This is a genomic window from Paraburkholderia tropica, assembly GCF_014171495.1.
Classification (GTDB): Bacteria; Pseudomonadota; Gammaproteobacteria; order Burkholderiales; family Burkholderiaceae; genus Paraburkholderia; species Paraburkholderia tropica.
Genome location: NZ_CP049138.1, coordinates 229526 through 246045 on the forward strand (window position 1 = coordinate 229526; position 16520 = coordinate 246045).

Genomic DNA, 16520 nt, shown 5'->3' on the forward strand with positions numbered 1-16520 from the left:
CATGCCTGCCGGGGAAAGCGAAACATGAGAAAAGTGGGATTGGTCGGATGGAGAGGCATGGTCGGCTCCGTCCTTCTAAAGCGTATGCGGGAAGAAAACGACTTCGCGCACATCGCGCCGACGTATTTCAGTACATCGGCCGCTGGCCAGCGCACGCGCGATCATAGAGGCAGAGAGCACACACTACGTGACGCCCACGCGATCGAACAACTCGCAGAGATGGACATCATCGTCACGTGCCAAGGCGGCAGTTACACGAAGGCAATCTACCCCGCTCTGCGGGCCGCCGGTTGGAATGGCTACTGGATCGACGCGGCATCGGCAAAGCGCATGGACAGTGACTCCGTAATCGCTCTCGACCCGGTCAATCGAGTGCACATCGACGCGGCTATCGCATCGGGGGTGAAGAATTTTATCGGTGGCAATTGTTCCATCACCTTATCGCTCGTTGGCCTGGCCGGGCTGCTCCAAGCTGGGCTCGTCGATTGGATGTCTATGATGACCTATCAGGCCGCATCAGGTGCGGGTGCCACCCATGTGACTGAACTGCTTGGTCAAATGACCGCGCTATCGGATCACACGCGCGCGGCACTCGCCGATCCCGCGACGCCGACCATTGACGTATTGGATCGCGCTCGCTTCGCTGCGGCGAGCGACGACTATCCAATCACCCGATTTGGTGTGCCGCTCGCGGGCAGCATTATCACCTGGATCGATTCGGATCTCGGAAACGGCATTAGCCGCGAAGAATGGAAGGGCGAAGTCGAGGCCAACAAGATACTCGGTCTGGCGCCAGGCACTATCCGCGTCGACGGGCTTTGCGTACGGGTTGCGGCGCTGCAAAGTCACTCTGCAGCGATCACGCTCAAGCTGAAGGAGGACCGGGACGTCGAAAGTTTGGAGAAACTCATCGGGAATGGGAACGAGTGGGTCGATTTCGTTCCGAATACCCGAGAAGAATCGATACGGCGCCTGAGTCCTGCCGCTGTTAGCGGTTCGTTGAAGGTCGCGGTCGGCAGGCTACGGAAGATGAACCTTGGCGACGGAATTTACAGCGTTCTGACTACTGGCGACCAGTTACTTTGGGGGGCCGCTGAACCGCTGCGCCGTGTCTTGGGTATTATCTTAAGTACGACCTAACATACTCCTTCACGCCAGAATTCGGGCTGGTGCGCATGTGACGCCGTTTAGCGCTCAAGCGGCTTTAAGCGCTTGAGCGTCGCTTCGGAGGGATATCTGCCGGGTACGAAAGCGTGATCGTTGCGATTGACTTCTTTTCCTGTATTGCGATCGATCAGCACGGGGTCGACGGCCTCGCCGGTTTCACGGTCCACGAAATCTATGCCCCATCGATGCCCTTTGACATAGCGGCGTCCCCAAGCAAATAGCGCGATCAGCACCGGGGACAAGTCTCGCCCCTTTGCTGTGACGCGGTACGAATCCCGGCCGGCGTCAGCCGAATCTCGATACCGCTCCATTAGCCCGGCGCTGATCAGGTACGTAAGGCGCTTCGACAATACGGTCGGCGAAATGTCCAGGCTGTCGCGGAACTGTTCGAAGCGTGTCGAGCCTTGTAACGCATCGCGTATGATCAGCAGACTCCACCACTCGCCGACCTGCTCTAACGCCAGCGCGACGGCGCAGTCCATATCGGCAAAGCTTTTCCGCTTCATATCGATTTCCGTCAAATAGTCTATCAAAGAGGGCTACTGCCACGCGGGCGAAAAGCGGCCCTGACAGGCGTGGAGAATGAGCCATACTTATGCCTGACTGCAACCTCCAGGACGTCGGTATTGTAATGTATGTCTTAGAGACCATTTCATCATAGCTGTTCTGCACGTCTGAAGCTGTTCCATGGAGTAGCCCCTTGATTCTCAGGACACGCGGCACCTCTTAAAATAGGAGGTAGTCTTGTGACTAGTTTCAAGCCTACGCAAATTGTGGAAAGCATTGAAGTTCTGACTGAGCCAGAGCGCCGTCGTCTGCGTTCGGTTCGAGAGAGAGTGGCCATTGTGCAGGAAACCCTGGAGCCGGGAGCAACGGTTTCGGCGGTTGCCCGTCGGCATGGGGTGAACCCAAACCAGGTGTTTGTTTGGCGCAAACAATACGAGGACGGCAGCCTGGCGGCGGTGAAAGCTGGAGAGGCCGTTGTACCAGCCTCACAGTTGGCTGCAGCGATGAAGGAAATCAGGGAACTGCAGCGTCTGCTTGGCAAGAAGACGCAGGAGGCAGAAATCCTGAAAGAAGTAGTCGAATATTACTGTCCACCATGCGCCTTCTCCGCGTCTTCATATCCACTACTCCAACAGTCACCTCACGGGTCACCTGCCTTTGCCAGTACGCCGGCGAGGACGGACAATTGGACCTACCGTGCTCCGTATGAAGGACACGAGGAGGTTACGATAGACCGAACAATCGGTTCCTCTTCCGGGCGAACACAAATGGAACAATCGTCCACGCGACTTCACGTCGTACTAAAACAGGACTACCTAATTGAACCGAGCCGGGAATCGTGGAGGCTATTGGGTTTAAGTTAAAGCAGGCGCATCAGCAGTATTTCTGAGTTGCCTGTAGTAGTTTGCCTCAGCTTCAGCGGGCGGGATATAGCCGAGCGGTTCCATCAGTCGATGATGATTGAACCAGGCCACCCATTGCAGCGTTGCCAGTTCGACGGATTCCTTCGTTTTCCACGGGGCGCGCCGATGAATCAGTTCCGTCTTGTACAGGCCGTTAATCGTTTCAGCCAGCGCGTTGTCATAGCTATCGCCACGGCTGCCGACCGAAGGCTCGATGCCCGCTTCGGCCAGACGTTCGCTGTAGCGAATGCTGACGTATTGGGACCCCCTGTCGGAATGGTGTATCAATGTCCCGTTCTCGCCTGGTTGCCGCGCATACAGCGCCTGTTCAAGTGCGTCCAGAACGAAGTCCGTGGTCATCGACGAACTGACTCGCCAGCCAACGATACGGCGAGCAAACACGTCGATCACGAACGCCACGTAAAGCCAGCCTTGCCATGTCGAAACGTACGTGAAGTCCGAAACCCAGAGCTGATTCGGCCGCTGCGCCTTGAATTGCCGGTTGACTCGGTCCAGCGGACGCGGTGCGCTTTTGTCGGCAATCGTGGTGCGAATGCGCTTGCCGCGAACCGCACCACGCAGACCTTGCAGCTTCATCAGCCGACCGACCGTGCAGCGCGCGACCACAATGCCCTCGCGATTCATCTGCTTCCAGACCTTCGGCACACCATAGACCTGCATGTTGGCCTGCCAGACACGCCTGATCTCGGGTTGCAGAATCTCATCTCGTTTCGCGCGGGCGCAGCGTCTGGACGGATCGCGAAGCTGTGCCGCATGGCGTCGGTAGCCCGACGGGGCAATCCGCAAGACCTTGCAGATCGGCTCGACCCCAAAGGTGTCGCGATACTGATCGACGAAGGCCTTCAGGACTTGAAACGGCGGTCGAGCTCCGCCTGGGCGAAAAACGCGCTCGCGACCTTGAGAATCTCGTTGGCACGACGCAATTCCTTGACCTCGCGCTCCAGGGCCTTCAGCCGTTCGCGTTCGTCGGTGCTCACGCCATCACGCTCACCCTGGTCAACCTGGTCACGCTTGACCCATTCGTGCAGCGTCTGCGGCGTACAGCCGATCATCGGTGCAATCGATTCGACCGCCGCCCACATCGACGGATGTTCGCTACGTTGCTCGCGCACCAGACGCACTGCGCGCTCGCGGACTTCCGGGGAAAACTTGGTTGCCTTCTTGTTCATGGCTCCATTCTCTCAAGAGTTGGAGCCTCCACCAAACCCGGCTCGGTTCAAATTAGGAAGTTCACCAAAAAAATGCCGGCCACAGTGGCCGGCACAAATCGCGCTACTTGGGGGCGAAGCGCGAACGACAACGAAACTTGCCCCGGATGTGCCGGAGCAGCAGATCTATGGGCCGCAGACAATTTCCAAATAGGATTGCGCAATATAAAACGAAATACAACCGAATTTCAAACTGTAACCCACAACCGAAAGCTAACCTATTTACGAATCTTACGTCGTCATCCAGCATCTGCGCCTCCCACATACAGCGAGAATAGAACGTCAAACGAAGGATATGTAGGACCGACACAAAACATCACGAGCTAGCAAAAAGCAACGCCAGTCGGAAAGCTGCTAGCGCAAGTTACGAAGCGTGGTGGAATCTGCCTTTCGATTGGATCGTATCCGAGTTATTTATTATCAGCATGCACTTTAAATATGTCAAACGAAAGTGTTTGAATTTATCAGTTATTTTCGAATCAAGTATGCAAGGAATGTGCAATGAAAACAGCGAACGAAGCCGCAACCACAAGCCCGTGCAACTGCACAGCGTTGCCCGCGGTAACGCGCCGCGCTTCTCAGATCTACATTCGCACGGATGCTCGAAGAATCGATCGCATAGAGGATAGCGAATTGGTTCATCGCCGCCTCCCAATCGTGAGCGCCCCCCAACCGGCAGTAATGTTGCGAAGCCCCACCCAGATGAGTTTTGTTGCCTCATCGTCGCTGGGAAAGTGCCCCCGGCCTTGATGATCTTGCTTAGCTGCGAGTTGATATTCTCGGTGGCGTTCGTAGTGTAAATACTCTTTCGTATTCCCGGTGGAAACGCGAGGAACGGGATCACGCGATCCCATGCATTGCGTCAAGCGACACCGACAGGGTGGGAATCTCTGGCCCCATGGCCCTTCGGCGAACGCATCCAGTTCGGCCTGCGCCGCTTCCGCGCTCGCAGCGGGATAGATCCGGCGAATGGCTGCGGCAAGCGATCTGCAATTTCTCTAGCTCGCATAATCGAGGCTGATGCGGATCAGATGCAGGATGCAGGCTTACAGCGTGGTGGCCGGCGACACGGCTGCAAGCGCTTCGGGCATGCTCTTGAGGCCGTCTGTGACAGCGATCTGTTGATTTGCACGGATCCCCGCGTCAGGATTCCTTGCAAATCAACAGTCGGGGGAACCTCATGCTGCACGACGGTACCATTTACCAACCAAAGCCAGCCCCTTTCGCTTGACGAAGCACATCGCCCCATCATTCACGGGAAGTTTGCGTGAACGACGAACTGGGATTCAAACCTGAACGTACCCAGATCAGCAGCGCGATTATCCCCATTAGCGGGAAGATCAATAGACTACCCTCAGGGCCGGCACCACCTCCGGTTAGCAACATATTTCCCAATGGTTCCGAGGTGAATACTGCATGTTCGATAAGCCTCCCACTATCTGAATTCCCGTATACCGCAGACTCACCCCAGTCCCAAGCGGCGTGGAAGCCAATCGCCCACCAGAGTGAGCCGGTGAACCAGAGTGTCATGCAAAGAATGAGTCCCATCAACGTCGCCGCCACAACGCCAACCAGCGTTTCGCCCGGGTTAGTCCAGTGCATCGCACCAAACACAAGAGAGAGAAGCACCGAAGACGGCCAGAACCCCATACCTCGCGACAGGGTGTATTGAAGATAGCCCCGCAACAAAGATTCCTCAGAGATTCCGGCCATGATGAATGCGATGGCCCATATGACGGCGTATCGCCACGCCTGAAATCCGCGCTCAGTCGTCGAGACGTCGAGACGAAGAAGACCAAATTGCCACAATGACAACACCAGGATGGAGATCGCTACGAAACCGAAAACCGCTCCTGAGAGGAGCCGAGGTCCGCGGTCGCTGCCTTGCAGCCCATAGGCGAATAACGACCTGCCTTCGATTTTGGCCAGGGAAGCCGTAGCGACAGCTACAGCGAACAGGTTTATGCAGTTCATCACCAACCCGTTCGCCAGAGGCTGTACGTGGGCGTTGTCAGGCCGGGGCAAAAAGTGCCCCGCCACAAATCCCAGACCAACATCCGCGATGGCGAATATAGCGACAAACAGCAGAGCCCCCATCCAGCGCGAATGCCACATCTTCCGACAAACATCCAGCGCAGCTTTCCACCCCGCCCCGCGGCCATGTAATGGGCATCTCGCGCATGCAAATTTTGCTTATCTTTGAGCAATTTGTATCCCGCATGACATATTAAGACGCTCCATCATATGATGGAGAAATCATTTGCAAAAAATCGAATAGAGCGAAACCTACAATTCCCTACGTTTTTCATGACAAAACCTAGCTTGCATATCGGATAAATTAATGCCCAGATTGGACTTTAAAACCCGCGGTAATGCTCTTTCGAATCCATCAGTAACAGCTACAAGCGCCGTTAGACCGGTTACCCTGCTGTTCGCCCCATCGCACCAAAGGCGGTCGACGCAAGACAGATTGACCATCTCGATTGAGCTGTCCGATGTTGCTGTTGCTCACGCAGGAACTGAACGGTCCGTTCCGGAGGTGCCGGTCAAGCTACCTCGACTCAATCAATCCATGCACACTGTGCATCACCAGAGCGGCTCGCGCAGCCGCGTTGCGCGTTGCTACGTCCACAAATCAAGAGGCGAGGGCAGCCGTCATTGAGATGCAACCAAAACAGTTAGCGTTAAAGCTCACAGCCCACCTTTCCGCCTATCCTCGGACAATTTCAATAGTGGCGGCGATTTGAACAGGTTTTCGGGCTGAATCCGCTCCCAAAGCCCCCCTTACCCTGCACCTTTCCCAGCTCCTCTTCTCGCCGCAGCCACGATTCGACGCTTCTGATTCGTGTTGGATGGATTTCATCAAGTAAAGCATAGTCTCTCTTCACGATCCCAAACTTCCAGAGGTTCCAGAACCCCGTGAAATTATCGCGAAAACTCATCGTGCTTTTGTCATGGGGATCGGCGTTATATCCAGCCGGAAGGCTTGCGGCAGCCTTTAGCGGGCCGCTCCAATACGCGTCGAGCTCGGTGTCAATATAGCGCGCCGGATGCCCTGTCACTCGCTCGAACGCCTCCGCAAGCTTGCCATATTCAACGTGCTCTATGGCCACCGCCAGATCCATTCCATTGGCACGACTCTGGTTATCAAAGAGCCACCTTGCGTAATACCCGCAATCCTCCAATGCAGCATGGGGTACTGCGCCCATGCCGAGCGGCACTCGCCAAGTTGCGACCCCGCATTCTATGGAGGGCGTCATTGGCGTCATTGCCGAGAAAGCCATTTCCATATAGGGACCGGTGGTTAGCAGAGCCGCACCCATACGTTCGCGATTGAACTGATTCTGAAACAGAATCCATTCGCCGACCCGACCTTTCCCGTCATAGTGCCCAGTACGGAACCGTGAGTCATAGCCGGACTGCTTAAGCCCGTAATCGAGGTTGCCGTACACGAAGAATTTCACACCTTCTTCAATGGCTATCTCATAACTGCGGATAGCCCAGTACATTTCAGTTTTCTCGCCCGCGTTGAATCCGTCGATATTGACATATGCCCCGTCGCAATCTCGAAACCCAGCGCGAAGAACTGCCTCATCCGCAAACGTTCCCTTGAGTATCGACACGTTGCCGAGCGCTGTCAGCGCTGTGGCTCGCCGGGATGCAGGATCACGACTCAATGCTCGAACAAAATACTTCCTGTCTGAAACCAAGCCCCGAATGACCGCGAAACCTTGCGCTCCGGTACCACCCACGACAAAGATTCTTGAGGGATCCTGAAATGCCATGCTTATTTCCGAGTCTGGGACCAGGCAGACTGCCCGATTGCCGGTCAATTTTCGCATCAACGACGATGATGATTTCGTGCCCACCGGTCTGTCAACGCCGACTGGCAAGAGACTCCAATAATAAGAGTTACTGTTCGGTGGGGCAAGACCTATCTTCTGAATGTTCGCTTTCGAAGACATTTGGGCGCGAGCCGAGGTGACTGTTCAATGCCATAAGCCTCAAGCAAGAAAGCCCTCGCCCGGCCACGACCGTCAGGTAGTTTTCAATAGTGTCAGCCTTACACCCCGGCGCATCTTGTAATAAAATCTATCGCAACCAGGTATGGCGAATACAAGAGGTACTGTTTATGCGCTCGAAGGGTTTCGATGGGATGGTATGCTCGGTTGCCACTGTCATGGCAGCAATCGGAGACCGCTGGGGTCTACTGATCCTGCGAGACCTAGTTTTAGGCCTCAGGCGGTACGAGGATTTGCGCCGATCAAGCGGCGTAACTAACGCAACGCTTAGCGATCGCCTAAAACATCTTGAGGCGAATGGACTTCTCGAACGACAGCGCTACCAGTTCAGCCCCGAGCGCTTCGAATATACTCTAACGCCGAAAGGGCGGCAGATTGCACCTGCACTCATGCTGCTCGCTCAGATCGGCGATAGTTGGAATGATTCAAACGGGAACGAATCTCCGCTGAAATTCGTGAACCGGAAGTCTGGGGCTGATGTGGGCTGGACCTTGGTCGACCTGAGCACCGGCAAGAAGTTGCGCCCGCAAGACGTAGAAGTACAAGCTGGTCGAGGAGCAGATGATCTGATGCGCTGGCGCCTATCTCAAGCGGATCGCGCTCGAAAAAATTTTAGCGATACCCACAGTCGCTAAATCACACTGGGAATTATGAAGTGCCTTGGGTTGAGTTCAACCCGTTGACCTCCCCCGCTGACGTAGCCCAGCAAAATCTCCGATATTGTCCCAGTAGTTTGGTTCAACTTCAGCAGGCTAGATATAGCCTACTGGCCCCATGCGCTGCCATTTGTTGTTTTACCTGCTTACCCCTACCGTGGTTGCCACTTCAACCAATTCGGTCATCTCAATGGTGCCCGCAGGGAATCAGTTCCGTCTCGTCCATGCCGTTGATCATTTCAGTCAGCGAGTTATCCTATCTGTGGCCGTGGCCGCCCCTAGATAAGGCCACTACCCGTCTCGTCCAACCATTTTCTGTCCCGAGTATCCTCACTGGCCGATCTCACACATCGTTAATACGGAAGTTTGCAACAGCACTTTGCATTCTGTTTGCTTCTTCCGCCATCGATTGTGCGGCGGCCGAAGCTTGTTCGACCAATGCCGCATTTTGCTGCGTAACTTGATCCATCTGGGCAACCGCTTGATTAACCTGTTCGATACCGGTGCGCTGGTCTTCCGAGGCCGTCAAGATTTCGTCCACCATGTCGGCGAGGCGTTGGACTGACTCCACGATCTCGCCAATCCTGCCACCCGCTTCTGCGACGAAATTCGAACCCGCGGCCACACGCGTCATTGACTCGCCAATCAGGTCGTTGATCTCCTTCGCTGCGGTCGCGCTTCTTTGCGCAAGTGTTCGAACCTCCCCCGCCACAACAGCAAACCCGCGACCTTGCTCCCCAGCGCGCGCAGCCTCGACCGCCGCATTAAGCGCCAAGATATTTGTTTGAAACGCAATTCCCTCAATTACGCCAATGATTTCGCCAACTTTCGCCGAGCTGTCGGAGATCATCCCCATAGTTTCCACGACACGTTTAACTGCATCGCCACCGTGCCTCGCTACTTCCAATGCCATTTTGGCAAGCATTGTCGCTTGCATTGAGTTATCGGCATTTCGCCTTACGATCGCGGTAAGCTCTTCCATACTTGAGGCTGTCTCCTCTAAAGATGCCGCCTGCTCTTCCGTACGCTGGGACAAGTCCGTACTGCCGACAGCAATCTGCTTAGAGGCAATGCTCACAGCGTTCGCCGTCTGCCTCACCTCGCCAACGACCTTGGAAACGCTAGCCAGCAACGCATTGAACGCGACTGCCGTATAGCCGATTTCATCCTCGCGATCGATCTTTACGTTGTGAGTCAGATCCAGTGAGTCGCTGACGTGCTCCATTGCGCCTTGCATCCGCTTCAAGCCAGAAGTCATTGAGCGGTATAACATCACTCCCTGCCCACCGCTCATGATCCCTCCCACCGCCATACAAGCCAGCAACAGCCACAACGCTTGCGAGTAGTCCGCGTTATTCCGGCCACCCAAATCATGGCTCAGCCTAACGTTGTATTCGATGTGATCCGAAAGACCGCTCCGCAATTTGGCACCCGCCACCCCCACAACTCCGCCATCAACCAACATGTTTTTGGCACCGTCAATATCGCCGGCAAGGGCTTTCGCCTTGAAGCTGCCTAACTCCGCTTGGTAAGTGGAAAAATTTGCCTTGTCGTCTTCCAGCATCTCGCGGTCTGCCCCGTCTGAAAGGTCATCCTTCGCATACGTTGCCAGATGCTGGCCCAATAACGCTGCAACTCGATCCATCTGCTGTTGGACTTGCGCTTTGTCCGAATCATCTGTGCTCAAGAGATACTGGAAGACCAAACGCGAATAGCCATCAGCATTTAAACGTGCCTCTTCTAGCTCCTTGATGCTCGGGATAATTTTAGTCTGAATGTACTCGAATCGCTGCTGTGCTTCATACAGTCGCAATAGTCCAACACCACCAACGAAGATCATGGCAGTCAATGCGATTGAGAGCATCGCTATGAGTCGTTTAGAAAGTGACATTTCTTCTAGCGCTTTTACAAAAAATATACAAGACAAACTCGCTATTTTATCGTCGAGCCGCCTTTAAATTAATTTAATTATTAGAGGATTAAAATGGTCGGTATTAGTCGATATCGAAAAGTTCGTCCAAAGGCGACGGACGGTGGTGCAAATAGCCCTGCGAGTAATCCACGCCCATGTCCATTAGCATGTCGTCTACTTCTTTCGTCTCAACAAACTCTGCCACGGTTTTCTTCCCAGTAACTCTTGCCACGTCATTTATACACTTGACTGCGATCTGACTGACAGGATCAGATTCGAGCTCTCGAACAAATTGACCATCTATTTTTATGTAGTCAATCGGCAGAGCCTTCAGATAGCCAAATGAAGATGCACCACTCCCGAAGTCATCTAGCGCAAAGCGCACTCCTTCCTTCTTCATTGTTGAAAAGAACAAACTTGCCGCATAAAAATTTGTGATGACAGCAGTCTCTGTGATCTCGAAGCAAATTATCCCCGTTTTGAACTTTGCTATACGTATTTCCTGAGAAAGGAATTCCGTGAATTCAGGATCACTTATAGAATTACCTGATAGATTTATAGAAATTGTCGAAATTTTGTCACAATTATCGGCATGATCGTTAAGGATACGAAAGACACTCCGTACAACCCATCTGTCAATCTTGCTGGCAAGATTGAAACGTTCTGCAGCGGGCAGAAATTTGCCCGGTCCGATAAGCTTGTCGCCCGTATCTCTAAGCCTCAAAAGAACTTCACCATGTACTTGCTCAGTACGCTCTTTCAGCGGAACGATCCGTTGAAAGTAGAGAATGAATTGATCGCTATCAAGTGCTGCCTCCAGACGCCTAGCCCACTGCATGTCGTTGCGCTGAGACTCAATTACACCGTCAGTGGGGGTGTAGACATGAACCCGATTGCGTCCAGATGCCTTCGCGGCGTAGCAGGCGCTATCTGCGGCGCGCAGTAACGCTTCTTTTGATGTCCAGCTCCCATCCAGCACTACCAACCCGATACTGACACCTACGTGCACGTAGACATCTCCAACGCGAAAGCGATAATTATCCAACCCCCGACAAATTTTCGTGGCCAAGGAATGCACAGATTCAGTGCTGTCGCGGCAAACCAGCAACCCGAACTCATCGCCACCGACCCTGGCAAAAGTATCTCCGCTTCGTATGACTCCGCATACAATCTGCACTACCTGCTTGAGCACACGGTCCCCCGCGGCGTGACCGCCGGCGTCATTTACTATCTTGAACTGGTCCAGATCTATGCTCATTAGTGCGTACGTCAATGTCGTCGCCTTTTGCGCTCCCGTCACGACATGGCTAACCCGCGCCTCAAACTCATCTCGATTCAGAACACCTGTGAGGGAATCGTGCGTAGCCCGATACATCAGCTCCTCATGTAGTCGGACGGTTTCCGAGATATCTCGAACAATGAAAACCGTACCAATCGGGCCGCTATCGCCTGAACCCGGTATAGCAGATGCCATGCATTCCACGATCTTAGCTTCACCAGTTCTGTGAATTAGCGTTCGATGTTCAGTTCCGGTAAAGCTTCTGGAGGAATTTATGCCTCGCCTTACGCCATCGTAGGAGCCGTCTTTTGTCGATAGATTCAACACGCTTGAAATGCTTTTACCTTGCACCTCTGCACTTTTCCAACCTGTCAGTTCCTCTGCCGCCGGATTGACATACTCAATTCGTCCTTTCCGGTCAGCCGCGATTACACCATCGCCGATTGAGTCAAGGGTAACCTTTAGCCGGCGATGTTCGGCTAGAAGCGCCTCTCGAATGCGATTTCGCTCCGTGACATCCTGCCATGACGAAAGAGACATCGACGCGCCGTTAGCGTCCGACGAAACAACCGCAGCGACCTCGACATCGATCGTCGACCCGTCGTTGCACAGTACTGTGCGCGTCACCTTTCCTACTTCCCCCCGGCAAACACCTGCCGGATCTCGACTTCAGCGCACTCGCCGCCTTTCAGAAGATAGAATTCTTCTAAGGGTCTCCCCAAGACGTCGGACCGTGCGTATCCCGTGGATTGAAGCCAACGGTCACTGACATGCAGAATTTTTCCCGAGCTGTCGACTGAGAACAGCATAACCGGCGTCTTTTCGTAGAGCGCCTGATATCGGGCAGCTGCGTTCCTGCTTTCCGTAATAAATGACGCAAGCTTGTCCCGCATGGTCGCGATAGAGAATGCAAGGCTATCCGGGTTTTCGCTGCGAAACGCGATCTGACCGCTAAAGTCTCCCAATGAGATGGCTTTCGCTCGCTCGACCAGATCCCTTGGATCCGCTCCGAGCTGTATGAAAAGTGATCGTCTAAGAGCCGCAGCCGAAAATATCGCGATCGAGATTGCGATCAATAGAATAAGTCCAACAGCGCGCTGCGCCCGCTCATCCAAGGCGTTCGCATCTTGCAGCTTTTCTCTACTATCGACCAGAATTAGCTTTACGATATCACTCGCGTCGCTCTGGATCACCCCGACGTACGCCAAGGATGCGACGTCGGGGTGATCGGCGTTAGCTTGGGCAGACTGATCGCCCCGCAAAGGAGGCTGTCGGTTTGCGAGCAGATACAGTGAGGATAACGCATACATATCATGCCAAATGATCTTTTCCTGATCACCCGCCTCGGCTGCGTATCGCTCGTAGTCTTCTACCTCTTTCCGGTATTCATCCACGGCGCTATCGAATGAATTCCTTAGCGCTTCACCTTTTTCTTCGTCCCGTGCTTGCGTGAGACGGGATGCGATTGCCTGAATCGACTGCAAGGTCACCTGCATACGGAGACAGATCCGCGCCCGCTTCGCCCACCTGTCCTGATATTGGCTGACGTACTGGTATTCGCCCCGTATTGCATGGAGGCTCGCGGTTCCGAGAACAACCAGAAGTGCCACCATGGCAAAAAGCGACACGCCAATCTGGGTGCCAAATTTGGAACTTTTGACAAACGACATGCCAACTGCCTTCACTAAGAATTCTGTACGTCAGGCGCTGTGCATTCGCCATACAGCGCAAAGCACTAAGCTGCCTTCCCGGAACGAATTTATTACGTTCCAGCCCCATATTTTTTTCGATCCGTCGAGACGCCATAGCCTTCCTTCAACAGCTCGCTAAGGCGGCTATTCGCATTCGTTCCGCAGTTGACGTGTCAGGTCAACCTTTGGATGGGTGGCCATCTCGGATGTGCGTTACGAACTAGCATTCACATCTGGAGCTCGACATATTTATTAGACGAAATCGGTACATACGATTGGTGGAAAACGATTGCCTGTCGTATCGCTATCCAGATAACGCTACACGAAGCTACACAACAAAATTTGGATAAAAATGCGGAAAACCGTTCCGTCGGCTTACTAGCAGCGGATAGTAAGGAACTCTCCAAGTCAGACGTTATGCCCTTTTTTGTCGCTGGCCGTCAATTACGACACATTAGAATGAAGCAGACTCACTTTTTACTCGAGGAGATTGGGCGACTGACGTCGCACACTAACGCCATCTCAACCTCATCACCAGTGCCGGAATAGCTTGATGTGCAACGTGTCAAAACAACGACCGACCGTGCATTAACATTAGATGGCAGCGATTTCATGCAACAGTGGTGTCCAGTTGCTCTGTGAAAGCTCCCCACGCGTTGGCGTCGCACCAACCCGTACTAGCGGCACGTCCTGACGCTAAAAGCCGGGCTGCGGCCCGCTTTAGAACGGAGCGATCAGTGTCCCTGCACCGTAATAGAACATTATCTTCGGTCGCCGATAACAGCACACCGTCCAAACAATTACATTTTCGACATCTTATAGTCCAACGCAGAAAAAAGTGCGCGAATACGTAACTATTTATTTCACGAACTGAATCTCCCATCCATATACGGTGAAGTTCTCTCCAGTTATTCGAATAACTCATTCATTCATGAAAACGAGTAATTGGAATACACGGCTTTTTCCCGATACATTCGCGCTCAACTTCGCGGCACGCCGCTTGATTCTCCACGCTTCATCCGCGCCTTTCAACCGTCATCCAGTTTATTTCGATGCGCTTTCGCTGTTTATACAATTTCACCCTGTTGATTGCGCTCGCGGGAGTTCTTCCCGGCGCGATGGCCGAGAACGTGGTCGTGCTGGATTCCGGCGAGGCGAAGATCAATCTGATCGACGAAGCGACGCGCAAGGTCGTCGCGGTGATGCCTGCGGGTAAAGAACCGCATCATCTGATGATCACGCCAGATGGCAAAACGCTGATCGTCGCGAATTCCATTTCCGACAATTTCATGTTCCTCGATCCGCACACCGGCGCCGTGCGCGGCTGGCTTCAGGACATGGAAGATCCGTATCAGCTCGGCTTTTCTCCAGATGGCAAATGGTTCGTCACGAACGGGCTTCGACTCGATCGCGTCGATATCTACCGCTACGACGGCCAGCATTTCTCGCTCGCGAAACACGTGCCGATTCGCAAAATGCCCAGCCACATGACGTTCTCGCTCGACAACAAGACGGTGTTCGTCTCGTTGCAGGAATCCGGTGAGATCGCGGCCATCGACCTGCCGACGCAGACGATACGGTGGCGCGTGCATGTGGGCGACGATCCAGCCGGCCTGTGGATGGTGCCCGGTAACCGTTTTCTGCTGGTCGGCATGACGGGCGAAGACAACGTGACGGTAGTCGATACGCAGACGCACACCGTCGTCAAGAAGATTCATACAGGACGTGGCGCGCACAATTTCCGCTCGCTCGACGACGGCACACATGTCGCTGTCACGAATCGCGTCGACAGCACCATCAGCATTCTCGATTACAAGACGCTGACCAATACCGGCGATATCACCGGCCTCATGCCCGGCCCCGACGATATGGAATTGCAAGCCGATCGCCGCCATCTCTGGGTGACCTTCCGCTTCTCGCGCCACGTGGGCGTGATCGACCTTGCGACGCGCAAGCTCGTATCCACGATCGAAGTGGGCCGCTCTCCGCACGGCATTTTCATGGGCGACCGCGCGCCCGTCTACGCGCCCAATCCTGATTGATCGGCTGGCAGGAAAAAACGATGCTGCATGCAATGGGAACAGGAATGGGCCTTGAATTTGAGCACTTCGTCGGTTTGCTTCAAACCGACGCCTATATCTACATCGTCCAGCCCTTGCTGTTCCATCTTCATTTGATGGACTACGACGAAGACGCCTACGACGCGCTCTATTGGGCGGTGGTCGGCGTGCTCGAAATTGCGGTGACGTTCGCGATTCTGCGTCCGCTTGAGGCATGGCGTCCGATTGAACAATGGGAACAGCGTCGCGCTTTGTGGCCCGACGTCTGGTACACGTGGATCGCGAAACTGGGCATCGTCAATGCGCTCTTTTTCGTCTGGCTCCAACCCACGATCAATCATCTGGAAACGTGGATGACGGTCAAAAACATCTGGACCGTGAATCTCGATGAGATCGCGCCCGGCCTGACCGATCAGCCGCTCGTTTCATTTGCGATTTATCTCGTGGTGCTCGATTTTCTCGGCTACTGGTATCACCGCTGGCAACACCGGTTCGGCATCTGGTGGGAACTGCATGCGGTTCATCACAGCCAGCGCCAAATGTCGCTCTGGAACGACGACCGCAATCATTTCGTCGACGACATCGTGCAAACGGCCTTCTTTACCGTGGTCAGTTTGTTCATCGGCGTTCAGCCGGGGCAATTCGTCGTGCTGGTCGCGGTCAGCAATACGTTGCAGGCGATCCAGCATGTGAATGCGCGCCTGCCTTATGGATGGTGGCTCGAACGCGTCATTGTGAGCCCGTCGTTTCATCGACGCCATCACGCCATGGAATACGGCCATACCGGCACGGCCTATGGCTGCAATTTCGGCGTGCTATTTCCATGGTGGGACATGATTTTCCGCACGGCTTCCTGGGAAACCGCAGTGGAACCCACCGGCATTACCGATCAACTGGATCGGCCGGAACAGCGCGGACGCAATTACGGCAAGGGTGTCTGGGCGCAGCAATGGCTTGCGCTCTGCCGTATCAAGGCACGCATGACGGCTGCATCGGCGGCCGCAGTCGACTCGCGTTATGAGCGTAGCTAACGCGAGTCCATCGTTCGATCGCTCGTTCTTTTGTTTGTTCGTTCGATAGCCGCCGCTTTTCACT

At 54.2% G+C, this 16520-nt stretch carries 11 protein-coding genes, 2 pseudogenes and 1 other annotated feature; of the genes and pseudogenes, 5 read left to right on the forward strand and 8 right to left on the reverse strand.

Annotation, left to right across the window (positions count from 1 at the left end):
• The first annotated feature begins 24 nt into the window (after positions 1–24).
• A complete protein-coding gene (gene asd, locus G5S35_RS38180) occupies positions 25–1140 on the forward strand; it encodes an aspartate-semialdehyde dehydrogenase (protein ID WP_110329857.1) in 1116 nt (371 codons plus the stop codon).
• 47 nt (positions 1141–1187) lie between these two features.
• Here the strand turns inward: asd and G5S35_RS38185 are convergent, their stop codons facing one another.
• A complete protein-coding gene (locus tag G5S35_RS38185) occupies positions 1188–1673 on the reverse strand; it encodes a winged helix-turn-helix transcriptional regulator (RefSeq protein WP_146230131.1) in 486 nt (161 codons plus the stop codon).
• A gap of 276 nt (positions 1674–1949) precedes the next feature.
• On the opposite strand from G5S35_RS38185, the pseudogene G5S35_RS38190 reads away from it, so the two are divergent.
• Positions 1950–2258: pseudogene (locus G5S35_RS38190) on the forward strand (transposase); the annotation flags it as partial.
• Between the two features lie 270 nt (positions 2259–2528).
• On the opposite strand, the gene G5S35_RS38195 reads toward G5S35_RS38190, so the two are convergent.
• The 4 genes and pseudogenes from G5S35_RS38195 to G5S35_RS38210 all read right to left on the reverse strand — a co-directional run bounded on the left by G5S35_RS38195 (position 2529) and on the right by G5S35_RS38210 (position 7590).
• Positions 2529–3766 (reverse strand): IS3 family transposase gene (locus G5S35_RS38195; protein WP_183040409.1). Its coding sequence is split into 2 segments (ribosomal slippage): positions 2529–3475 and positions 3475–3766, totalling 1239 coding nucleotides; the frame shifts between segments, so codons are not numbered across the junction.
• Positions 3369–3485: a sequence feature (AL1L pseudoknot), on the reverse strand. (Overlaps the previous gene by 117 nt.)
• Before the next feature lie 657 nt (positions 3767–4423).
• Positions 4424–4923: pseudogene (locus G5S35_RS38200) on the reverse strand (transposase); the annotation flags it as partial.
• A 130-nt stretch (positions 4924–5053) separates the two neighbouring features.
• Positions 5054–5902 carry a CPBP family intramembrane glutamic endopeptidase gene (locus G5S35_RS38205; RefSeq protein ID WP_183040705.1) on the reverse strand — a complete coding sequence of 283 codons (849 nt, stop codon included), beginning with the start codon at positions 5900–5902 and terminating at the stop codon, positions 5054–5056.
• A gap of 629 nt (positions 5903–6531) precedes the next feature.
• Complete coding sequence (locus G5S35_RS38210) at positions 6532–7590, reverse strand: NmrA family NAD(P)-binding protein (protein ID WP_237182001.1); 1059 nt, start codon at positions 7588–7590, stop codon at positions 6532–6534.
• 395 nt (positions 7591–7985) lie between these two features.
• Between G5S35_RS38210 and G5S35_RS38215 the strand changes: the two genes are divergently transcribed.
• Positions 7986–8462, forward strand: a complete 477-nt coding sequence (locus G5S35_RS38215) for a winged helix-turn-helix transcriptional regulator (RefSeq protein WP_237182003.1) — start codon at positions 7986–7988, stop codon at positions 8460–8462.
• Between the two features lie 364 nt (positions 8463–8826).
• Here the strand turns inward: G5S35_RS38215 and G5S35_RS38220 are convergent, their stop codons facing one another.
• From G5S35_RS38220 to G5S35_RS38230, 3 genes are all read right to left on the reverse strand, one after another.
• A complete protein-coding gene (locus G5S35_RS38220; protein ID WP_110329861.1) occupies positions 8827–10374 on the reverse strand; it encodes a methyl-accepting chemotaxis protein in 1548 nt (515 codons plus the stop codon).
• A 103-nt stretch (positions 10375–10477) separates the two neighbouring features.
• A complete protein-coding gene (locus G5S35_RS38225) occupies positions 10478–12214 on the reverse strand; it encodes an EAL domain-containing protein (protein ID WP_183040706.1) in 1737 nt (578 codons plus the stop codon).
• Positions 12215–12306: 92 nt separating this feature from the next.
• Complete coding sequence (locus G5S35_RS38230; RefSeq protein ID WP_202035065.1) at positions 12307–13344, reverse strand: PAS domain S-box protein; 1038 nt, start codon at positions 13342–13344, stop codon at positions 12307–12309.
• Positions 13345–14417: 1073 nt separating this feature from the next.
• Here G5S35_RS38230 and G5S35_RS38235 point away from each other — a divergent pair.
• Together G5S35_RS38235 and G5S35_RS38240 are read left to right on the forward strand one after the other, a co-directional pair.
• Positions 14418–15407, forward strand: a complete 990-nt coding sequence (locus G5S35_RS38235) for a YVTN family beta-propeller repeat protein (protein WP_183040707.1) — start codon at positions 14418–14420, stop codon at positions 15405–15407.
• Between the two features lie 20 nt (positions 15408–15427).
• A complete protein-coding gene (locus G5S35_RS38240; protein WP_183040708.1) occupies positions 15428–16456 on the forward strand; it encodes a sterol desaturase family protein in 1029 nt (342 codons plus the stop codon).
• Positions 16457–16520: the final 64 nt, after the last annotated feature.

What these genes read in the sequence shown, in the direction of transcription:
- asd (WP_110329857.1), top strand. Translation starts at nt 25, where the DNA reads ATGAGAAAAGTGGGATTGGTCGGATGGAGAGGCATGGTCGGCTCCGTC.
- G5S35_RS38185 (WP_146230131.1), bottom strand. Translation starts at nt 1,673, where the DNA reads ATGAAGCGGAAAAGCTTTGCCGATATGGACTGCGCCGTCGCGCTGGCG.
- G5S35_RS38205 (WP_183040705.1), bottom strand. Translation starts at nt 5,902, where the DNA reads ATGGGGGCTCTGCTGTTTGTCGCTATATTCGCCATCGCGGATGTTGGT.
- G5S35_RS38210 (WP_237182001.1), bottom strand. Translation starts at nt 7,590, where the DNA reads ATGGCATTTCAGGATCCCTCAAGAATCTTTGTCGTGGGTGGTACCGGA.
- G5S35_RS38215 (WP_237182003.1), top strand. Translation starts at nt 7,986, where the DNA reads ATGGCAGCAATCGGAGACCGCTGGGGTCTACTGATCCTGCGAGACCTA.
- G5S35_RS38220 (WP_110329861.1), bottom strand. Translation starts at nt 10,374, where the DNA reads ATGTCACTTTCTAAACGACTCATAGCGATGCTCTCAATCGCATTGACT.
- G5S35_RS38225 (WP_183040706.1), bottom strand. Translation starts at nt 12,214, where the DNA reads ATGTCTCTTTCGTCATGGCAGGATGTCACGGAGCGAAATCGCATTCGA.
- G5S35_RS38230 (WP_202035065.1), bottom strand. Translation starts at nt 13,344, where the DNA reads ATGTCGTTTGTCAAAAGTTCCAAATTTGGCACCCAGATTGGCGTGTCG.
- G5S35_RS38235 (WP_183040707.1), top strand. Translation starts at nt 14,418, where the DNA reads ATGCGCTTTCGCTGTTTATACAATTTCACCCTGTTGATTGCGCTCGCG.
- G5S35_RS38240 (WP_183040708.1), top strand. Translation starts at nt 15,428, where the DNA reads ATGCTGCATGCAATGGGAACAGGAATGGGCCTTGAATTTGAGCACTTC.